Source organism: Xanthomonas sp. WHRI 7065 (genome assembly GCF_040203115.2).
In the GTDB taxonomy this organism is placed as follows: Bacteria; Pseudomonadota; Gammaproteobacteria; order Xanthomonadales; family Xanthomonadaceae; genus Xanthomonas; species Xanthomonas arboricola.
Window position 1 is genome coordinate 337,551 of sequence record NZ_CP168194.1, and the last position, 18,741, is coordinate 356,291.

Below are 18,741 nucleotides of genomic sequence, written 5' to 3' on the forward strand. Positions count from 1 at the left end.
CGCTAGGGCCAAGGCCGGCCGTTGCGGACGTGCCGTTGGTCACGCCGGCAGGTGCCGCTACGCAGACGCGGACACAAATTCCACCAACGCGACCCCCTCGGCGACCAGCTCGCCCTCGGCCACCAGGTACGCCGCCACGGTGCCGTCGCCGGGCGCGTGCAAGGTGTGCTCCATCTTCATCGCTTCCAGCACCACCAGGGCCTGCCCGCGGGTGACCGACTGCCCCACCGGGGCGACCAGCGACACGATGCGGCCCGGCATCGGTGCGGTCAGGCCACCAGTGTCGTGCGCGGGCTGATCTGCTTCGGCCAGCGCGTCATGGTGGCGGAATGTCGCCCGCTGCGTGGCATCGCGCAATGTCAGGGTGTCGCCGTCGCGCAGGACCTGCATGCGCCATTGCCGGCCATCCATTTCCACGCGCAGCGCATCGCCCTGCAGGTGGTAGCGCAACGTGTGGGTATCGCCTGCAGTCGTGACCTGCCAGCCATCGCCAAGCGGGCGCACGCCGAACTGGCGGCGCTCGCCCGCGGCCTCCAGCGTCATGCTGCGCGCCGCATGCGCGCCGATGCGCCAGCCATCGGTGTGTTGCCATGGCGAAAACGGGTCGGCCGGATCGGCGGCGGCCTTCGGCAACGCGTCGGCAATCAACGCCGCTGCCAGACACCACCAGGCATTGGCCGGACTGACCGCCTCGGGAAACAACATGGCCTGCTCGCGTTCGATCAGCGCGGTATCCAGATCGGCAGACGCAAACGACGCGGTGCCGATCAGGCGCGCAAGGAACGCGCTGTTGGTGGTGACGCCCACCGCATGGAATTGCGCCAGCGCCTCGCGCATGCGTGCCAGTGCAGCGGGGCGATCCACATCCCATACGATCAGCTTGGCGATCATCGGGTCGTAGTACGTGCTGATGCTGTCGCCTTGCTCCACCCCGGCATCGACGCGCACATGCGCACCGGCTGCGGGAAACTGCAGCTGCCGCAGCGTGCCGGTCGACGGCAGGAAGCCGCGGTCGGCATCTTCGGCATACAGGCGCGCTTCCAGCGCGTGGCCATGGATGCGCAAGTCCTGCTGCCGCAGTGGCAACGGCTCTCCCGCGGCGACATGCAATTGCCACTCAACCAGGTCGGTGCCGGTGATCAACTCGGTGACCGGGTGCTCGACCTGCAGCCGGGTGTTCATTTCCATGAAATAGAAATCGCCATCCGGGCCGGCGATGAACTCCACCGTGCCGGCACCGACATAACCCACGGCGCGCGCGGCATCCACGGCGGCCTTGCCCATGGCGGCGCGGCGTTGTTCGCTCATGCCGGGAGCAGGCGCCTCTTCCAGCACTTTCTGATGCCGGCGCTGCACCGAGCAATCGCGTTCGAACAGATAGACGACCTCGCCCCGGGTATCACCAAACACCTGGATCTCGATATGACGCGGCCGCTCGACGTATTTCTCCACCAGCACCTGCGCATTGCCGAAAGCCGATTGCGCCTCGCGCTGGCAGCTGGCCAAGGCCTCTTCGAAGGCCGCGCTGGTATCCACCCGACGCATGCCCTTGCCGCCACCGCCGGCGCTGGCCTTGATCAGCACCGGATAACCGATCGCATCGGCCTGCGCACGTAGGAAGGCCGGTGCCTGTTCGTCGCCGTGGTAGCCCGGCGTCAGCGGCACGCCGGCGTGTTGCATCAGCGCCTTGGCCGCACTCTTGTCGCCCATGGCGCGGATGGCTGCCGCCGGTGGGCCGATGAACACGATGCCGGCCTGCGCACAGGCATCGGCAAACGCCGCGTTTTCCGACAGGAAGCCATAGCCCGGATGGATCGCCTGCGCACCGCTTGCGCGTGCCGCCTCCAGGATCGCATCGCCACGCAGATAACTCTGCTGCGCCGGTGCGGCGCCGAGATGGATCGCTTCATCGGCCAGCCGCACATGCCGCGCATCGCGATCGGCATCCGAATACACCGCCACGGTCGCGATGCCGAGCTTGCGACAGGTGGCGATGACCCGGCACGCGATCTCGCCGCGATTGGCGATCAGGATCTTGTCGAAATAGGGCGGTCTTGCTGCGGTGGTGAGTTCGCGCTGGGTCATGACGAAGTTCTCTGCACGCCGCCATGCTGGCGGGCACTGCGATGGAAAGACGGTTGCATGGATTGCGTCACACGCCGTGCGATGGCTGCTAACGCCGCTGCGCCCCCGCGCGACGCGCTGCTCGACGCAGGCAACGCGCCCGGCCTCATGCACTGCTCCAGGCGACACGCAACGCCTTGCGTGCAGGTGTGTGTACACCGCCAGACAGCCAAGAGCAGCACCTGCAAACGGACATCACCACCTCACATCCGGAACACGCCAAAGCGTGTCGTCTCGATCGGTGCATTCAATGCGGCCGACAGTCCCAGCCCCAGCACGCGACGGGTATCGGCCGGGTCGATGATGCCGTCGTCCCACAGGCGTGCACTGGCGTAATACGGATGCCCCTGCTGCTCGAACTGCGCACGGATCGGCGCCTTGAACGCAGCTTCCTCTTCGCCCGACCAGGCGCCACCCCTGGCTTCGATCCCGTCGCGGCGCACGGTGGCCAATACGCTGGCGGCCTGCTCGCCGCCCATCACGCCAATGCGCGCATTCGGCCACATCCACAGGAAGTTCGGTGAGTAGGCGCGACCGCACATGCCGTAGTTGCCGGCACCGAACGAGCCGCCGATCACCACGGTGAACTTGGGTACCTTGGCGCAGGCCACCGCCATCACCAGCTTGGCACCGTCCTTGGCAATGCCGCCATGTTCGTACTTGCGCCCGACCATGAAGCCGGTGATGTTCTGCAGGAACACCAGCGGAATGCCACGCTGCGTGCACAGCTCGATGAAGTGCGCGCCCTTGAGCGCGGACTCGGAAAACAGGATGCCGTTGTTGGCGATGATGCCCACCGGGTAGCCATGCAGATGCGCGAAGCCGGTGACCAGGCTGCTGCCGTAGCGCGGCTTGAATTCGTCCAGCTGCGAGTCGTCGACGATGCGGGCGATCACCTCGCGCACATCGAAGGGCTTACGCGTGTCGGCGGGAATCACGCCATACAGTTCGTCGGCAGCGTAGCGCGGCGGCAGCGGTGCCTGCAGCGCCAGCGACGCAGGCGGCTTGCGCCAGTTGAGCCGCGCGATGATGGCGCGCACGCGTGCCAGGGCCTGCAGGTCGTTGTCGGCAAAGTGGTCGGCCACGCCGGAGATGCGCGTGTGCACATCGGCACCGCCGAGTTCTTCGGCACTGACTTCTTCGCCGGTGGCCGCCTTGACCAGGGGTGGGCCGCCGAGAAAGATCGTGCCCTGCTCACGCACGATCACCGTTTCATCGCTCATCGCCGGCACGTAGGCGCCGCCGGCGGTGCACGAGCCCATCACGCAGGCGATCTGCGGGATGCCGTTGGCCGAGAGGTTGGCCTGGTTGTAGAAGATGCGCCCGAAGTGATCGCGGTCGGGAAACACTTCATCCTGCAGCGGCAGGAACGCGCCGCCGGAATCGACCAGGTAGATGCACGGCAAGCGGTTCTGCTGCGCGATTTCCTGCGCGCGCAGATGCTTCTTCACCGTCATCGGGTAATAGGTGCCGCCCTTGACGGTGGCATCGTTGGCCACGATCACGCACTCCATCCCGGACACGCGCCCGATGCCGGCCACCACACCGGCGCATGGCACCTGATCGTCGTACATGCCGTGCGCGGCCAATGGCGCGATTTCCAGCAAGGCGCTGCCCGGATCCAGCAAGGCATCGATACGCTCGCGCACCAGCAACTTGCCGCGTGCGCTGTGCTTGGCACGCGCAGCCTCGCTGCCGCCCAACGCGGTCTGCGCCAGCGTGCGGCGCAGATCCTCCACCACGGTACGCATCGCAGCAGCGTTTTGTTGGAAGCTCTCGCCGCTGACCTGCAGCTGGCTGGTGATCACGCTCATGGTGGCTCCGTCAGGCGGTGCGTTCGAACAGCTCGCGGCCGATCAACATGCGTCGGATCTCCGAGGTGCCCGCGCCGATTTCGTACAGCTTGGCATCGCGCCACAGGCGCCCGGTGGGGTAGTCGTTGATGTAGCCGTTGCCGCCCAGCACCTGAATCGCCTGGCCGGTGAGCCAGGTGGCTTTTTCGGCCGCGTAGAGAATCGCGCCAGCCGCATCCTGGCGCGTGGTCAGCCCGGCATCGCAGGCGCGCGCCACCGCATACACGTACGCGCGGCAGGCGTTGAGCCCGACGTACATGTCGGCCAGCTTGGCCTGCATCAACTGGAAGGTGCCGATCGGCGCGCCGAACTGCTTGCGCTCGTGCACGTACGGCAGCACCACGTCCATCGCCGCAGCCATCAAGCCCAACGGGCCACCGGCCAGCACTACACGTTCGAAATCCAGCCCGGACATCAGCACGCGCACGCCGCCGTTGAGCGTGCCCAGCACATTCTCGGCCGGCACTTCGCAATCGATGAACACCAGCTCGCAGGTGTTGGAGCCGCGCATGCCGAGCTTGTCGAGTTTCTGCGTGGTGGAGAATCCCGGCATGCCCTTCTCGACGATGAAGGCGGTGATGCCGCGTGCGCCGGCATCCGGGTCAGTCTTGGCGTACACCACCAGCACATCGGCGTCCGGGCCGTTGGTGATCCACATCTTGCTGCCGTTGAGCACATAGCGGTCGCCGCGCGCATCGGCGCGCAGCTTCATCGACACCACATCCGAGCCGGAGCCGGCCTCGCTCATCGCCAGCGCGCCGACATGCTCGCCGGTGCACAGTCTGGGCAGGTAACGCTGCTTCTGTTCCGGTGTGGCGTTCTTGCGCAGCTGGTTGAGGCACAGGTTGGAATGCGCGCCGTACGACAGGCCGATGGCCCCGCCGGCCCGCGAGATTTCTTCCATCGCCACCACATGCGCCAGGTAGCCCATGCCGCTGCCGCCGTACTCTTCTTCCACGGTCAGCCCGAGCAGGCCCTGCTCGCCGAACAGGCGCCACAGCTGGGCAGGGAAGACATTGTCCTGGTCGGCCGCGGCGGCGAGCGGGGCAATATGGTGGCTGGCGAAGGCTGCCACGCTTTCGCGCAGCAGATCGATGTCTTCGCCAAGCGCAAAATTCAGGGACGGCACGTGCATGGTGCGACTCCGCAGGGATCGGGATGTGCCGGGTGGGAGCGGGCAGGCCGCACGGCGTTTGTGCGCAGCCTAGCGGTCCGCAATGAAAAAGTGAACTAAAATTCAACTATTGAACCCAGAATCACACCATGGCTTATCGACGCTCCGCCCTGATGGAAGAACGCCTGGCCGGCAATCGCGAACGCATCCTGCACGCGGCCCGCGCCCTGATCGCCGAAGGCGGCTACCGCAATGCGCCGGTGACCGCCGTCGCCGCTGCCGCCGGCGTGTCCACCGGGCAGATTTACCGCCACTTCCCGTCCAAGGCCGAGCTTTTCGTGGAAGTTCTAAACGCGGCAGTGCAGCGCGAGATGACCATCCTGCGCGCCATCACCACCACCCGGGCCAGCGCTGCCGAGCGCCTGCGCAATGCGATCGCCACCTTTGTGCGGCGCGCGTTGGCCGGCCCGGCGTTGGCATACGCCTTCATCGCCGAGCCGGTGGAAAGCGAGGTGGATGCCGAGCGCATCCGTGGCCGGCGCCTGTTCGGCGAGGTGTTCCGCCAGTTGCTCGCCGAAGGCGTGGCGGCCGGCGAGTTTCCGCCGCAATCGCTTGACGCGGCGGCGGCCTGCATCGTCGGCGCCTTCACCGAGGCGCTGGTGGGACCGATCGCCCCCAGTCGCGGCGACCCGCAGCAGGGCGAGCAACTGGTCGAGGCGATCTGCGGGTTCTGCCTGCGCGCGGTCGGCGCGCGCCAGCCGGCGGACTGACAGTGCACTGACTGAGCGTCCAGCTGGGCTGTATAGATGCTGCTGACTGTGCATATACTGTGCACTCGTCTTGCTGGAGTTGTGCGATGGTCGCCGTTCTCAATCCCCTGGCCCTGACCGAACGCCTGCGCGTGCCGGATCGCACCATCCTGTCGCCCTCGGCCATGGCCGGCCTGCTGGATCTGTCGCAGCAGGAGCTGGCCGAGCTGGCTGGTGTGCATCGCAACAGCCTGCGCGTGCATCCGGAAAGCCCGCGCGTGCAGGACCTGCTACGCAACCTGTCGCGTCTGCTGGTGGCGATGACGCAGCTCCAGCCGGACGAACGCCAGGTGGTGTTCCACCTCAAGAACACCCCGATCCCCGCGTTCGAATTCGCCACCTTGCTGGAAGTGGTCAAACAGGGCCGCACCGACGATGCGCTGACCTATCTGCGCACCGTCGCCTCGGGGGCCGCCGGTTGAAGCTGAGCGCCCCGGCGCACTGCACGCTGTATCGCGCCTTCACCCCGCGCTGGGCCGCCGAACCGCTGAGCGGTGCCGGTGCGGCACGCTCGGGCGGGCGTTTCAATCGTTTCGGGCAGCCGGCGCTGTATCTATCGCTGCAGCTGGAAACCGCTGCCGCCGAATATGCGCAGGCCGCGCTGTTCCTGCCGCCATTGACCCTGGTCAGTTACGCCGCCGAGCTGCCGGCGTTGGCCGATCTGCGCCTGCTCGATGCAAGCTGGGATCCGCTCTGGGCCGATTGGATCGAGGACTGGCGCAAGGCCCTGGTCAACAAGATCGAACCGGTGAGCTGGGTGCTCGGCGACATGCTGCGCGAGGCGGAGATACCGGGCGTGATCTTTCCCAGCATGGCGTTGCCGGAGGGCATCAACGTAGTGCTGTTTCTGGACATGCTGCAGCCCGAACAGGTGTTGCGCGTGCTCGACGATGGCCGCCTGCCGCGCGACGGGCGTAGCTGGGGCGATCCGCCGATCGAGGCGTAGCGGGGCCCTTCAACCCAGCAACAGCTGCAGCGCACCCGCCAGCACCGGCGCGGCCACAGCCGTGGGCAGAATCAACCCACGCCGATACGGCAGCAGCCACAGCGACAGCAGCGCGGCAGCGCCGGTCAATGTGCCCAGCCACAACACCGGGCCGATGCCCCAGCCTTGCGCGTGTACCGCCAGGCCGAAGGTGAGCAGCAACAGCAGCCAACCCAGCACGCGCAGTTGCCTTGAACGTGCGGCTCCCAGCGTGCGGCCACGCACTTCCTGCTGATGCTTGTCCATCGCCAGGCACAGCGCGGCGAATCCGGAAAAATTCAGCGCCAGCAACAGCCACACGCTCATGCGCTTTCCTGCATCGGCACGCTGCCTTGCGCAGGCGCGGCTGCAGTGGCGCGCGCGCGTCGTGCCGATGCCGGTTGCGGCGCCTTCCAGTGTTGCAGGCGCCATCCCGCGATCCCGAGGGACACGCCAAGGAACAAGCAGACCAGATCGACCCCGGCCAGCGTCCATTGCCCGGCCGGCAACGTCACGCCCAGATGCACATCGGTGGTGATCGCATTGACCACCGGCACCAACGCGAACAAGGCCGCACCCAGATACAGCTGCCAGCTCCACATCGCGCGCCGTGGCCACACGAACGCGGCCAGCAATGCAGCGGCCCATGCGACGAAGAACAGATTGGCCTCCATCGCCGCGCGCCCCTCCAGGCCCACCGGCAACAAGCGGTTGGCCCAGAAGAAACTGGCGAAGGCGATCGGCAGGCCGGCGACCGTGCCGATGTTGAGCGCATCCACCAACCGCAGCCCGAAGCCGATGCGCCCAGCCTTCAGGTGTTTGGGGCGTTCCTTCACTGCCCACATCACCACGCCGCTGGCCACCATCAGGCAACCGAGCAAACCGGAGCCGAAGAACAGCGCGCGCATCCACGGCCCGGCAAAGTGGGCGATATGCAGGCCCACCATCACCCCACGCGTCTGGCTGGCACCGCCCGGCGGCCCGCTACGCTGCAGGCGCTGTCCATTGATTGCATCGAACAAGATGGATGGCGCATCGGTGGAGAGATTGCCAGCGCGCTGGGTGACGCCGACCGCCGCATGCGCGTCGTTGGGAAGCGACACCGCCACATTGCCCACCTCACCGCCGCGCCAGTCGCTGCGCGCACGCGCCACGAATTGTTCCAGCGGCAGCATGCGCGCCGGCGTGCCGGAGGCGCTTCGCGTATCGGCGACCCGGTTGGCGGATTCTTCGTAGAAACGCATTTCGTTGTCGGGGTACTGCGCCTTGATGCCCCACGGCAGGTACATGAACATCAAGGTCACGATGCCGGTGTAGGTGATCATCGCGTGGTACGGCAACGCGGTTACCGCGCTGACATTGTGGAAATCCAGCCACGAGCGCAGGCCCTTGCCCGGGCGAAAGGTGAAGAAATCCTTGAAGATCTTCTTGTGCGTGATCACGCCGCTGATGATTGCCACCAGCATGAACATCGCGCAGAAACCGACGATATAGCGCGACCACATCACCGGCAGATAATGCAGATCGAAATGCAGCCGGTAGAAGAATTCGCCGCCCAGGGTGTCGCGTGCGGAAATCTCCTTGCCGGTGGCCGGGTCGATGATGGCGTTGCCGTACATCTCGCGGCGGCTGGCCGGTTTGCCATCGGCTGGCGCAGGGTTTTGCCAGTACATGCTGACTACCGGATTGCGCGTGTCCGGCAAGGTGATGTTCCAGCTCTGCGCATCGGCTGCATGCGTCTGCAGATACTGCTCGGCACTACGCAGCGCGGTTGCGTTGCTCACCGTGGTGGTGGGCAATTCCGGGCGCATCCAGCGGCTGATTTCGTCGCGGTAATAACTCGCCGTGCCGCCCATGAAGATCAACAGCAGCACCCAGCCGACCAGCAGCCCGGTCCAGGTATGCAGCCATGCCATCGACTGGCGGAATCCCTGCTTCATGCCACGCCCCGTTGCAGCCATGCGGCCAGTGCGAACATCAGCGCCGCCGGCACCGCGATGCCGGCCCAGGCGCGCCACACGCTGGCGGTGGCGAAGGCCCATAGCGGCGCGCAGGCGCACACCACGATGCCGACCAGCATGCTGGTCAACACCGCCTCGCTGCGTGGCATCGGCAGGACCAGCGCCAGCAGCAGATTGGTGGCGCTGGCGAGTGCATAGCCGCCAAACATCGCCGCCAGCGTGCGCCCAAGCACGCCCAGCCAGGGGCGCCTGAACCAGGGAAGCGGCAGGGACGGTGCGGTGGACATCGGATCAGCCAGGCGTGTGGCCGACTTACTCGGCCAGGAAGGTCAACGTGCTGATGTGATGGATCATCGACACCTGCTTGCCGGCGATCTCACGCTTCACCGGCTCCTTGTTGGTGGCGACCAGGATGTGCCGGCCGGCGCGCAGCTTGGGCAGGGTCACCTGGCCCTTGGCGTCGGAGGTCAGCGTCTTCTGCCACTTCTGCGGGTCGATCACCGTCACCTCGACCTTGGGCAGCGGCTTGTTGCGATAGAGCACGGTCAGCGTGTTGCTGTTGGCGGCGGTGGGCACCAGTTCGAAATCGAGCTTGGCCGAGGGCGTGGCGCGCCCGGCGCGTGCGTAGTAGCTCACGGTCTCGAAGCCGCCGGCCTCGCCCTTCCACGGCTCGAACACGCTGTCGTCGCTCAGCCAGGCATCGCCGGTGCCGGACAACGGCGCGGTGAGGAACTCGCTGCCGCGCTGCAGGGCGCCTGCCTTGCCGGCGTTGCCGAACACGGTCGGCTTGACCACGCGCTTGATCTCGTCCTCGCCGTGATCCAGGGCCTCCTGCGCCGGCTCGCCGAAGTAGATGCGTACCGGGCCGCCGCCGTCGCGCTCGATCCAGATCTCGTGAGCCTGGGCAGACAGACTGATGCTGGCCAAGGCCAGGCAGGACAGCAGGAAGGACTTCATCGCGGCGACTCCTCGTAAGCGGGACCGGGCGAGGCGAGAACCGCGTCACCGTGGATTGATGGGAATGATACGCAATTCCCTCAAGCGAGACCAACGTCTCATGCGGCATTGCGGCAATTCATCGGGCTGCGCAGACCGGCGTGCCTGCAAGACCCATAGCGCGCCAGGGCGCAGCGCACACCGCTGCAATCACTGTCATGCACAGTGGGCAGACGGGCGCGAACTGTGCTCTATACTCCGGCGCTAGCAGAGGTCTTCGACCAACAGCCAGGGGTGAGCGCGTGCGGAATTACGACCTCGAGTTCCTGAAGAAATTCTCGATGGTGATCGGACTACTGGTAGTGATCACCCTGGGCCTGATTGCCCTGGCAGCCTATTTGCAACGCGCCATTCCAGACGAAGTCTCGCCCACCGCGGCCAAGCGCGTGCAGCAACGCATCGCCCCGGCCGGCGCGGTTTATGCCGGCACCACCGGCGCGTCCGCACAGGCCGCAGCCCAGGCGGCAGCGCTGGCCAAGGCCGCCTCGCAGTCCGCCTACGGCGGCAGCACCGACGGCAAGACCATCTTCGACAACCTGTGCACCGCCTGCCACACCACCGGCGTCGGCAAGGCACCGACGCTGGACCATGCGCATTGGGACGCGCGCATCGCCCAGGGCAAGGACACCTTGTACAAGCATGCGATCGAGGGCTACACCGGCCCGGATGGGGGCATCATGCCGCCCAAGGGCGGCAACCCGGCGTTGACCGAAGAGCAGGTGCGGGCCACGGTCGACTGGATGCTGAGCAATCTGAAGTAGGCGCCTGCAGCGGCAACAAGCGACTGACACAATCGGTCGGGGTGCGGCCAGGTTGCAGCGCCTGCCGTGCGCGGGTGCGTCGACTGCTCAATCGTGAGGCTTGCGCGCGCTGGAGCACGCTTTGCTTTCGTAGGGCGGCAGCCATTGCGCGAGCATTTGCACTCGCTGCACGACGTGCTTGCAAGCTGACGTCAGCCTTGGTCACCCACGCCAGTGCAATTGCTTCGGGGAATGCCCGCAACTGCCGGCACCTGTGCACCGGCTAGGTTGCCCACGCAGCAGCTGGTCGCCACTCGCAACGTTTTGCTAGCCTGTCGCGGTTCTCGCGCGCCGCCTTCGGGGCGGCGCTTGCATGTGGTCTACGTCTTTCTGGAGTGTGTCGATGTCGCGTTGCTCGCTGGTTGTGCTCGGTGTGATCGGTCTGTTGGCGCCACTGCTGGGCAGCGCCGCCGAGGGCGCGCCGCAACGTCTGTCGATCGCCGACGTGCAGGGCGAAGACACCCGTAGCCCCTATGACGGCCGTGTGGTCGACGTGGAGGGCATCGTCACCGCCGATACGCGTACCGGCCTGGCCGGGCTGTTCGTGCAGCAGCCCGGCTTCGAGCCGCGGCGCTCGCACGGTCTGTTCGTCACCGGTGCCGGCGATGCCGACGTGGCGGTGGGTGACCGCGTGCGCGTCGTCGGCACCGTGCGCGAGGTGTCGGCAGGCGGCGAGGCGAGCCTGACCACGGTGGATGCCAGCAGCATCGAGCGACTCGCCAGCGGCCAGCCGGTGCCGGTGCGCATGCTCAGCGGGCCGCCGGCCAACTGGGAAGCGCTGGAGGGCGAGCACGTGCGTATCGCTGCGCTGACGCTCAATGGCAGCGATCGTCTGGACACCTATGGCGAGTTGGTCGCCGCGTTCGGCGGGCGCTTGTGGCAGCCCAGCGAAGTGGCCGCCGCCGGCACCCCGGCCTTCGCACAGGTGCAGGCCGACAACGCCCGTCGCCAGGTGTTGCTGGACGACGCGCGCAATGGCCGCAGCCCCAAGACGGTGGCCTATCTGCCGGCCGATCCGGTGCTGCGCAGTGGCAGCCTGCTCAAGTCGGTCGACGGCATCGTCGACCAGCGCTACGACGGCAACTACCGCATCCAGGTGCTGAGTCCGTTGACGCTACCGGCCATGCCGACCGCGGTGGCGCCACAGGTGGGCGGTGACCTGCGTATCGCCTCGTTCAATCTGGAGAACTTCTTCAACGGCAATGGCCGCGGCGGCGGCTTTCCGACCAAGCGCGGTGCGCGCACGCACGAGCAGTTCCAGGCGCAGCTGACCAAGCTGGTGTCCACCATCGTGCCGTTGCACGCCGATGTGGCTGCGTTGATGGAGCTGGAAAACGATGGCAATGACGCCGATGCGGCGGTGGCGCAACTGGTCGCCGCGCTCAACGCGGCCGACAAGGACAAGGACTGGCAGTTCGTCGACACCGGTAGCGGCCCGGGCGATGACGCGATCCGGGTCGGCATCGTGTACCGCAGTTCGCAGGTCACGCCGGTCGGCAAGCCGGCCACGCTGACCGGCGGGCCGTTCGACAGCCACAGCCGGGTGCCGCTGGCGCAGGCGTTTCGCAGTACCCGCGGGGCAACCTTCGTGGTGGTTGCCAATCACTTCAAGTCCAAGGGCTGCGGCAGCGCCAGCGGCGCCGATGCCGACCAGCGCGACGGCCAGGCCTGCTGGAACGCCACCCGCACCGAATCGGCCAAGCGCCTGCACCAGTGGCTGCAGACCGACCCCACCGGCGCGCAGACCAAGCTGGCCGTATTGCTGGGCGATTTCAACGCCTACGCGATGGAAACGCCGATGCGCAGCCTGCGCGCCAGCGGCTGGCAGGACGCCTTTGCGGTGGCCGGCGTGAAGCAGCCCTACAGCTACGTCTACGATGGCATGAGCGGGCGGCTGGACCACGCCCTGCTCAGCCCGGCGATGGCCAGGCAACTGCGCGGCGCGGTGGAATGGCATATCAACGCCGATGTCATGGACGATGCCGGCTATGCCAAGCGCAATCTGCCCGGCCCGTGGCGCAGTTCCGACCACGACCCGGTGCTGCTGGGTTTTTCGCTGTAGCGCGCTAGCTGGCACACGTCCCGGCACGGCGGCGCAGCCGCAGGTTGAGCAGGTGCGTGCTGGCCAGCAGCAGGCTGCCGGTCACCGTGATCGGGGTTTCCCAACTGCCGCCGGCAAGCCCGCTGGCGCCCAGCACCAGGCCGCTCAGCCCGAAGACCGCCAGCGCCCACACCGGCGCGGGCAGCGCATGCCGGCGATGGCTGCTCCACAGCGCGTAGCCGCTCAGCGGCACGGCAGCCGTGGCGAACACCACATGCACCCATTCGGCCTGACTCCAGGCACCCAGCAGCGGCAGTGCAGCGGCCAGCAATGGCAGCGCCAGACAGTGCAGCAGGCACAGGCTGGATAAGGCGATGGCCGAGTTGTCCAGCACGGAAGCGGTAACGCGCATCGGGGGTGTCCTGTCGAGCGAGTGTTATATAGTAACACTTCACTCCAGCCAGGCCCTCAGGATGTCCCCGTCCCCCAAGCGCGATTCACGCCTCCCCGTCACCGTGTTGTCCGGCTTTCTCGGCGCCGGCAAGACCACCTTGCTCAACCGCATCCTGCATAACCGCGACGGCCTGCGCGTGGCGGTGATCGTCAACGACATGAGCGAGGTCAACATCGACGCGCAACTGCTGCGCGAGGGCGGCGCGGCCTTGCGGCGCACCGAAGAGACGCTGGTGGAATTCAGCAACGGCTGCATCTGCTGCACGCTGCGCGACGATCTGCTGCAGGAGGTACGCAAGCTGGCCGAACAGAAGCGCTACGACTATCTGTTGATCGAATCGACCGGCATCGCCGAGCCGATGCCGGTGGCTGCCACCTTCGCGGTGCGCGATGCCGACGGCTTCAGCCTGGCCGACATCGCCCGGCTCGACACCATGGTGACGGTGGTGGACGGCAGCCGCTTCCTGCAGGACTTCGGCTCGGCCGCCACGCTGGCCGAACTCGGCCAGCAAGCCGGCCCGGACGATAGCCGCGGGCTGGTGCAATTGCTGGGCGAACAGGTGGAATTTGCCGACGTGCTGGTGATCAGCAAGTGCGATCAGATCGATGCACAGCAGCTGCAACGCCTGCGTGCGGTGTTGCGTGCGCTCAATCGCGAGGCGGCGATCGTGGATGCGGTGCATGGCGAGGTGCCGCTGCGCCAGGTGCTCGACACCGGCCGCTTCGATTTCACCCGTGCGCAGCTGGCGCCGGGCTGGATGCAGGAACTGCGCGGCCAGCACACGCCGGAAACCGAGGAATACGGCATCAGCAGCTTCGTCTATCGTGCACGCCGGCCGTTTCATCCGCAGCGTTTTGCGCGCATGGTGCAAGGCGGGCTGCCGCAGGTGATTCGCAGCAAGGGATTTTTCTGGCTGGCCAGCCGCATGGATTGGGTCGGCGAATTGTCCAGCGTGGGTGGCGCGACCCAGACCAATGCAGCGGGCTTCTGGTTTGCCGCACGCCATCGCGTGGACGCGCACGCCATCGGCGAGCCGCTGCAGACCAGCATCACGCCATTGCCGTATACCGATATCGGCTGGCAGCGTCAGCAGACGCAATGCTGGACCGCGCCGCTGCCGCAACTGCACGAGGTTGGCGATGCCAGCGAATACGCCGCGATGCAGCGGCTGTGGCACCCGCTGTGGGGCGACCGTCGCCAGGAGCTGGCGGTGATCGGCGTGGACATGGATGCGCCGCGCACGCGCGCTGTGCTGGATGCCTGCCTGCTCAGCGATCACGAACTGCGCCAGGGCCCGGCGCAATGGCAACTGCTGGACGATCCGTTTCCGCACTGGCAGCGTTGATCGCGGATTGGATCACGCTGTCGACATCCGTTCGCCCTTGGTTCCGGATGCAATCGGAAGCGGGCTTGTATCCTTCAGTGCGGCGTGCGGATGGGCCGCACTGGGCGGCGTCGCATGCCTCACCAGTGGCTGCCGCGCGGCGTGCACGTGCACGTGCAAGCTGCGCTGCCAGGATCTTCAGTAGTAGCCGTTGTCGATTGCCTCTTGATGGGCATCTCTTTCTTCTTCGAGCGACTGTCGACGCTGTTCGGCGGTGGTGGGGATGCCGGACATCAGGCGCGGCGCTCCCAACCTTTCCAGCTGGTCGTCGGTGCTTCTGACGATCTGTTCCAACGCAAGCATGTTCTGGTAGCCCTGCATCATGCGTTGCAGGCGCCGTATCTGGTCCTTGGGGGCGTCGCCTTGCTTCAATGACTCCAGGCGCCGCTGCGCGCGTGCGTAGTTTCTGGCCAGGGCGGCTCTGTCGACGGATTTACGCCGTGCCTTGAGCACTTCGCGCCGGTTGTGCTGCATGGCGTCCATCTGCACCATGGCCAGGCCGCTGCTCGTGGTGCGCGGTGCGCAGATGTCTTCCATCGGTGCCAGTGCGACCAGCAGTGCCTCGAGCTGACTATCGCGGACCTCGTTGCGCCATGCGATCAGGGCTGCACGTGTCTTGAGCAGGTGTTGCTCCTGCGGAGTTGCCTCGCGGTCCTCCATGAACAGCTGCTTTTGAATATCGCTGCACTGCCTGGTGATCTCTTCCAGTTGCAGATCCAGGCGGCGCAACGAGGGCTGCCGTCCGGGCTGGGGACGTGGGGAGGGCGGCGACGATTGTGTGGGCGTGATCGGCACTGGGGGCGATGCCGGCTTGCCGTGCTGCGGCGGCTGGCCCCCGTCACGGCGCATTCTTTCGGGGATGGGCGGTTGCATTCTCCGATCGACGGGACGTTGCGGCCCGTGCAGTTGCTGCGCAGGCGCTGGCTTGGGCGGAACCGACATCGACTGTCTTGTGGGCGGGGTCTGTTGCGGTTGCGGTCGCTGTACCCGCTCATGATCCGTTGCGTTGGGCACCGGTGGCTGCCGACGCTGATCGACACGGGCCTGCGTCCCGTGCTGTTGCTGCGCGCGACCGGGCGTCACGGCTGCCGTGTGCGCAGGTGGGCTTTCCACTGTTTCAAGCGTTGGAGAGCCCATGCACGTCAACGGCAACTGCTTGCGTAACGATGCCAGCGATTTACGCGCCGAGGCGAGCATGCCGCGATGGGATTTCGACGCGCCCTGTGCTGCTGCGGACTTGGGAGCCTGAGAGAGCGGATGCTGCGCTGACGCGCCTGGAATCAACGGCGTCGTCTTGGTCGGATTGGCGCCGTGCGGTTCCGGGGCGACGCGATGACGGCTGTTAAACAACTGACTCAGGCGCATCACACACTCCCTTGGGTCGTCTGCACGCATGATAGCCAGCGCTGCATCCCCCTCAAGGCGAGTTGCGAACCGGCGTCGCGCCGGCCGAATGCCGCCATCAGCCCGAGCGCATGCCCCAGGCGATCGCTGCGATTGCCGGCGCCGCCAGCAACAGCCCCACCCAGCCGCGTCGGCCGATGCGCTCGCCAAATGCCAGCTTGCCGACGAGTGCTCCCAGGATGACCACGCCCAGGTTCATGCTGGCAAAGACGGTGGCCGGGCTATGCGGCAGCAGCTGATGGGCGCGCACGTAACACAGGATGTTGCCGAAATTGAGCGCGCCCAGGAGCACGCCGGCGAGCAGGTTGCGAAAGCTCAGGCGCGCGACACCGCCCAGGCGAACGACTTGCAGGCCAAGCATCAGCACACCTGCCAGCGCAAAGCACAGCGTCAATGACGTCAGCGACGGCGTACCGGCCTGCGCGATGTGCTTGAGCAACAGATCGATCAGGGCAAAGCCCAGCCACACGCCTGCCAGCCATGGCCAGCCGATCGAGGCCGGCGCTGAATCCGCACCGGCGGCCTGCCGCGGCCGTTGCAGGATGCAGACGATGGCCAGCAGACCCAGGCCCAGTCCCGCCAGCTTCCAGGCATTGACCTGTTCACCGAAGAGCGTGAACGCCGCCGCCAGCGAGAGCAGGAGCGACAGGCGTTGGGCAATGTCGGTACGGACGATGCCGGCGGTGGCGACCGCGCGTGCCAGCAGCATGAAGATCGACGGCAGCGCCACCGCCAATGCAAACAGTGCCAGCCAGGGCGTGGTCGGCGCGCGCAGCGTGTCCAGTGACGGATGCAGGGTCAGCCACGCAAGCAGCGCGGCAGTGGCGTAGTTCCAGGTGATCGCCTGCGCAGCGTCCAGGCGATAGCGCGGCAGCAGCTTGAGAACCACCGACACCAGGACACTGCAAACGACGGCAAACAGCAGAAAATGCATGGGCAACGCAACGAAGTGTGCAGGCAGGGCGATGAACGCGGCCGGCGGGGCGGCTATTATGACGGTATGTCCAATCCCTTATTCCCCACCGAATCGGCTGCACTGACATTGGACGGGCCGGTCGGCCCGCTCGATGTCGCGGTCGATCTGCCCGAGCCGGACGTCGTCGCGCAACCGGTCACCGCCATCGTCTGCCACCCGCTCTCCACCGAGGGCGGCAGCATGCACAACAAGGTCGTCACCATGGCTGCGCGCGCGCTGCGCGAGTTGGGGATCACCGTAGTGCGCTTCAATTTCCGCAGTGTCGGCAACTCGGCCGGTGCGTTCGATCATGGCGAAGGTGAGCAGGACGACCTGCGCGCGGTCGCTGCATGGGTGCGCAGCCAGCGCCCGGGCGACACGCTGTGGCTGGCCGGTTTCAGCTTCGGGGCGTATGTATCGTTGCGCGCCGCCGGCTCGCTTGAACCGCAGGTGCTGATCTCGATCGCGCCGCCGGCCGGGCGCTGGGATTTCAGCGACATGCAGCCGCCGGCGCAGTGGCTGGTGGTGCAGGGCGATGCCGACGAAATCGTCGACCCGCAGGCGGTGTATGACTGGCTGGAGACCCTGGAGCAGCAGCCCGAGCTGGTACGCATGCCCGACACCAGCCACTTCTTCCACCGCAAATTGATCGACCTGCGCGGTGCGATCCAGCATGGTGTCCGGCGCTGGTTGCCGGCCGCCGTCTGACCGCGGCAGGGCCCATGCGTATCGCCCGGCGATGCGCCGTTGAGCGGGCAAGGCAGCAGCCGGCCTGCGGAGAACACGATGAGTGAGATGACCCCGTCGCAGCGCTACGCCGCCGGCGTACAACGCGGCGACTGGCGCGCCGACCCAGCGCAGCAAGCGGCCCTGGCGGAACTGGACCGTATCCACGAGGCATTGGTGGACAGCGCGCAGGACGGCTGGCTGGATCGGCTGTCGGCGTTCTGGAAAAAGCCCGAGCCGGTGCGCGGCCTGTATTTCTGGGGTGGAGTGGGGCGCGGCAAGACCTTCCTGGTCGACCTGTTCTACGACGGGTTGCCGATCAAGCAGAAGTACCGCACGCACTTCCATCGCTTCATGCGCGGGGTGCACGAGCAACTGCGCGAGCACGCCGGGCAAAGCGATCCGCTGGCCAAGATCGCGCAGCAATGGCGCGAGAATCTGCGCGTGCTGGTGCTGGACGAATTCTTCGTCACCGACATCGGCGATGCGATGTTGCTGGCGCGCCTGCTGGAACGCCTGTTCGCCGAAGGCGTGACCCTGGTGACCACCTCCAACACCGCGCCGGAAAACCTCTACGCCAATGGCCTGCAGCGCGACAGCTTCATGCCGGCGATCGGTCTGCTGCAGAAATTCTGCGTGGAACTCTATGCCGAAGGCACCGAGGATTACCGCATGCGCGCGCTGACGCGCTCACCGGTGTATCGCGCGCCCCTGGATGCGCAGGCCGATGCGTGGCTGACGCAGCGCTGGGGCGAGCTGAGCGGAAATTCCGAGCCGCGCAGCGGCAACATCGAAATCGAGGCGCGCAAGATTGCCGTGCGCGCGCGCGGCAAGAGCATCGCCTGGTTCGATTTCGCCGCGCTGTGCGAGGGCCCGCGTGGCCCGGGCGATTACATCGAGATCGCGCGTGAATTCACCACCGTGTTGCTGGGCGGCATCCCGCACTTCGATCGCATGAACGAGGACGCCGCGCGCCGCTTCGTCAATCTGATCGACGAGCTGTACGACCGCCACGTCAACCTGGTCTGCACCGCGCAGGACGCCCCGCCCGCGTTGTATAGCGGCCAGCGCCTGGCCGGCGCCTTCGAGCGCACCGCCTCGCGCCTGATCGAGATGCAGAGCGCCGAGTATCTGGCGACCGCGCATCGGGCCTAGA

At 66.7% G+C, this 18,741-nt stretch carries 18 protein-coding genes; 8 read left to right on the plus strand and 10 right to left on the minus strand.

Annotated elements, in window-relative coordinates; genetic code table 11:
* Positions 1-57: 57 nt before the first annotated feature.
* From ABQY64_RS01410 to ABQY64_RS01420, 3 genes are all read right to left on the minus strand, one after another.
* The gene (locus ABQY64_RS01410) at positions 58-2,085 is read right to left on the minus strand and encodes an acetyl/propionyl/methylcrotonyl-CoA carboxylase subunit alpha (RefSeq protein ID WP_349780160.1); all 2,028 of its coding nucleotides are present in this window, start codon (positions 2,083-2,085) and stop codon (positions 58-60) included.
* A gap of 242 nt (positions 2,086-2,327) precedes the next feature.
* Complete coding sequence (locus ABQY64_RS01415) at positions 2,328-3,938, minus strand: carboxyl transferase domain-containing protein (protein ID WP_349780161.1); 1,611 nt, start codon at positions 3,936-3,938, stop codon at positions 2,328-2,330.
* 10 nt (positions 3,939-3,948) lie between these two features.
* Complete coding sequence (locus tag ABQY64_RS01420) at positions 3,949-5,112, minus strand: isovaleryl-CoA dehydrogenase (RefSeq protein ID WP_349780162.1); 1,164 nt, start codon at positions 5,110-5,112, stop codon at positions 3,949-3,951.
* 128 nt (positions 5,113-5,240) lie between these two features.
* Between ABQY64_RS01420 and ABQY64_RS01425 the strand changes: the two genes are divergently transcribed.
* From ABQY64_RS01425 to ABQY64_RS01435, 3 genes are all read left to right on the plus strand, one after another.
* Positions 5,241-5,861, plus strand: coding sequence for a TetR/AcrR family transcriptional regulator (locus tag ABQY64_RS01425; protein ID WP_349780163.1), 621 nt, complete (start codon positions 5,241-5,243; stop codon positions 5,859-5,861).
* An 86-nt stretch (positions 5,862-5,947) separates the two neighbouring features.
* Positions 5,948-6,322 (plus strand): hypothetical protein, encoded by a 375-nt coding sequence (locus ABQY64_RS01430; RefSeq protein ID WP_016902050.1) that lies wholly within the window; start codon positions 5,948-5,950, stop codon positions 6,320-6,322.
* Positions 6,319-6,846 carry an RES family NAD+ phosphorylase gene (locus tag ABQY64_RS01435; RefSeq protein ID WP_047127832.1) on the plus strand — a complete coding sequence of 176 codons (528 nt, stop codon included), beginning with the start codon at positions 6,319-6,321 and terminating at the stop codon, positions 6,844-6,846. The genes ABQY64_RS01430 and ABQY64_RS01435 overlap by 4 nt, the downstream gene beginning before the upstream one ends.
* A 9-nt stretch (positions 6,847-6,855) precedes the next feature.
* Here ABQY64_RS01435 and ABQY64_RS01440 read toward each other — a convergent pair whose 3' ends face one another.
* From ABQY64_RS01440 to ABQY64_RS01455, 4 genes are read right to left on the minus strand one after another with little or no spacing between them, the layout of a single operon-like run.
* Complete coding sequence (locus tag ABQY64_RS01440) at positions 6,856-7,191, minus strand: DUF3325 domain-containing protein (RefSeq protein WP_016902052.1); 336 nt, start codon at positions 7,189-7,191, stop codon at positions 6,856-6,858.
* Positions 7,188-8,804 (minus strand): PepSY-associated TM helix domain-containing protein, encoded by a 1,617-nt coding sequence (locus ABQY64_RS01445; RefSeq protein WP_349780164.1) that lies wholly within the window; start codon positions 8,802-8,804, stop codon positions 7,188-7,190. Before ABQY64_RS01445 ends, ABQY64_RS01440 begins: the two co-directional genes overlap by 4 nt.
* A complete protein-coding gene (locus tag ABQY64_RS01450; RefSeq protein WP_024939006.1) occupies positions 8,801-9,112 on the minus strand; it encodes a DUF3649 domain-containing protein in 312 nt (103 codons plus the stop codon). Before ABQY64_RS01450 ends, ABQY64_RS01445 begins: the two co-directional genes overlap by 4 nt.
* A gap of 25 nt (positions 9,113-9,137) precedes the next feature.
* Positions 9,138-9,782 carry a DUF4198 domain-containing protein gene (locus tag ABQY64_RS01455; RefSeq protein ID WP_349780165.1) on the minus strand — a complete coding sequence of 215 codons (645 nt, stop codon included), beginning with the start codon at positions 9,780-9,782 and terminating at the stop codon, positions 9,138-9,140.
* 281 nt (positions 9,783-10,063) lie between these two features.
* On the opposite strand from ABQY64_RS01455, the gene ABQY64_RS01460 reads away from it, so the two are divergent.
* Together ABQY64_RS01460 and ABQY64_RS01465 are read left to right on the plus strand one after the other, a co-directional pair.
* On the plus strand, positions 10,064-10,582 hold the full coding sequence (locus ABQY64_RS01460; RefSeq protein ID WP_016902056.1) for a cytochrome c5 family protein: 519 nt from the start codon (positions 10,064-10,066) through the stop codon (positions 10,580-10,582).
* Positions 10,583-10,964: 382 nt separating this feature from the next.
* Positions 10,965-12,683 (plus strand): ExeM/NucH family extracellular endonuclease, encoded by a 1,719-nt coding sequence (locus ABQY64_RS01465; protein WP_349780166.1) that lies wholly within the window; start codon positions 10,965-10,967, stop codon positions 12,681-12,683.
* Positions 12,684-12,687: 4 nt separating this feature from the next.
* On the opposite strand, the gene ABQY64_RS01470 is transcribed toward ABQY64_RS01465, so the two are convergent.
* Positions 12,688-13,074, minus strand: coding sequence for a MerC domain-containing protein (locus ABQY64_RS01470; protein WP_104554608.1), 387 nt, complete (start codon positions 13,072-13,074; stop codon positions 12,688-12,690).
* Positions 13,075-13,135: 61 nt separating this feature from the next.
* Here ABQY64_RS01470 and ABQY64_RS01475 point away from each other — a divergent pair, with 61 nt between their 5' ends.
* Entirely contained in the window at positions 13,136-14,461 is a 1,326-nt protein-coding gene (locus ABQY64_RS01475) for a GTP-binding protein (protein ID WP_349780167.1), read from the plus strand.
* Between the two features lie 177 nt (positions 14,462-14,638).
* Here ABQY64_RS01475 and xopR read toward each other — a convergent pair whose 3' ends face one another.
* Both xopR and ABQY64_RS01485 read right to left on the minus strand, forming a co-directional pair.
* Positions 14,639-15,865 carry a type III secretion system effector protein XopR gene (gene xopR, locus ABQY64_RS01480; protein WP_349780168.1) on the minus strand — a complete coding sequence of 409 codons (1,227 nt, stop codon included), beginning with the start codon at positions 15,863-15,865 and terminating at the stop codon, positions 14,639-14,641.
* A 97-nt stretch (positions 15,866-15,962) separates the two neighbouring features.
* Positions 15,963-16,838 carry an EamA family transporter gene (locus tag ABQY64_RS01485; RefSeq protein WP_349780169.1) on the minus strand — a complete coding sequence of 292 codons (876 nt, stop codon included), beginning with the start codon at positions 16,836-16,838 and terminating at the stop codon, positions 15,963-15,965.
* Positions 16,839-16,904: 66 nt separating this feature from the next.
* Between ABQY64_RS01485 and ABQY64_RS01490 the strand changes: the two genes are divergently transcribed.
* On the plus strand, positions 16,905-17,567 hold the full coding sequence (locus ABQY64_RS01490) for an alpha/beta hydrolase (protein WP_047126712.1): 663 nt from the start codon (positions 16,905-16,907) through the stop codon (positions 17,565-17,567).
* 78 nt (positions 17,568-17,645) lie between these two features.
* Positions 17,646-18,740 (plus strand): cell division protein ZapE, encoded by a 1,095-nt coding sequence (zapE, locus tag ABQY64_RS01495; protein ID WP_026064606.1) that lies wholly within the window; start codon positions 17,646-17,648, stop codon positions 18,738-18,740.
* Position 18,741: the final 1 nt, after the last annotated feature.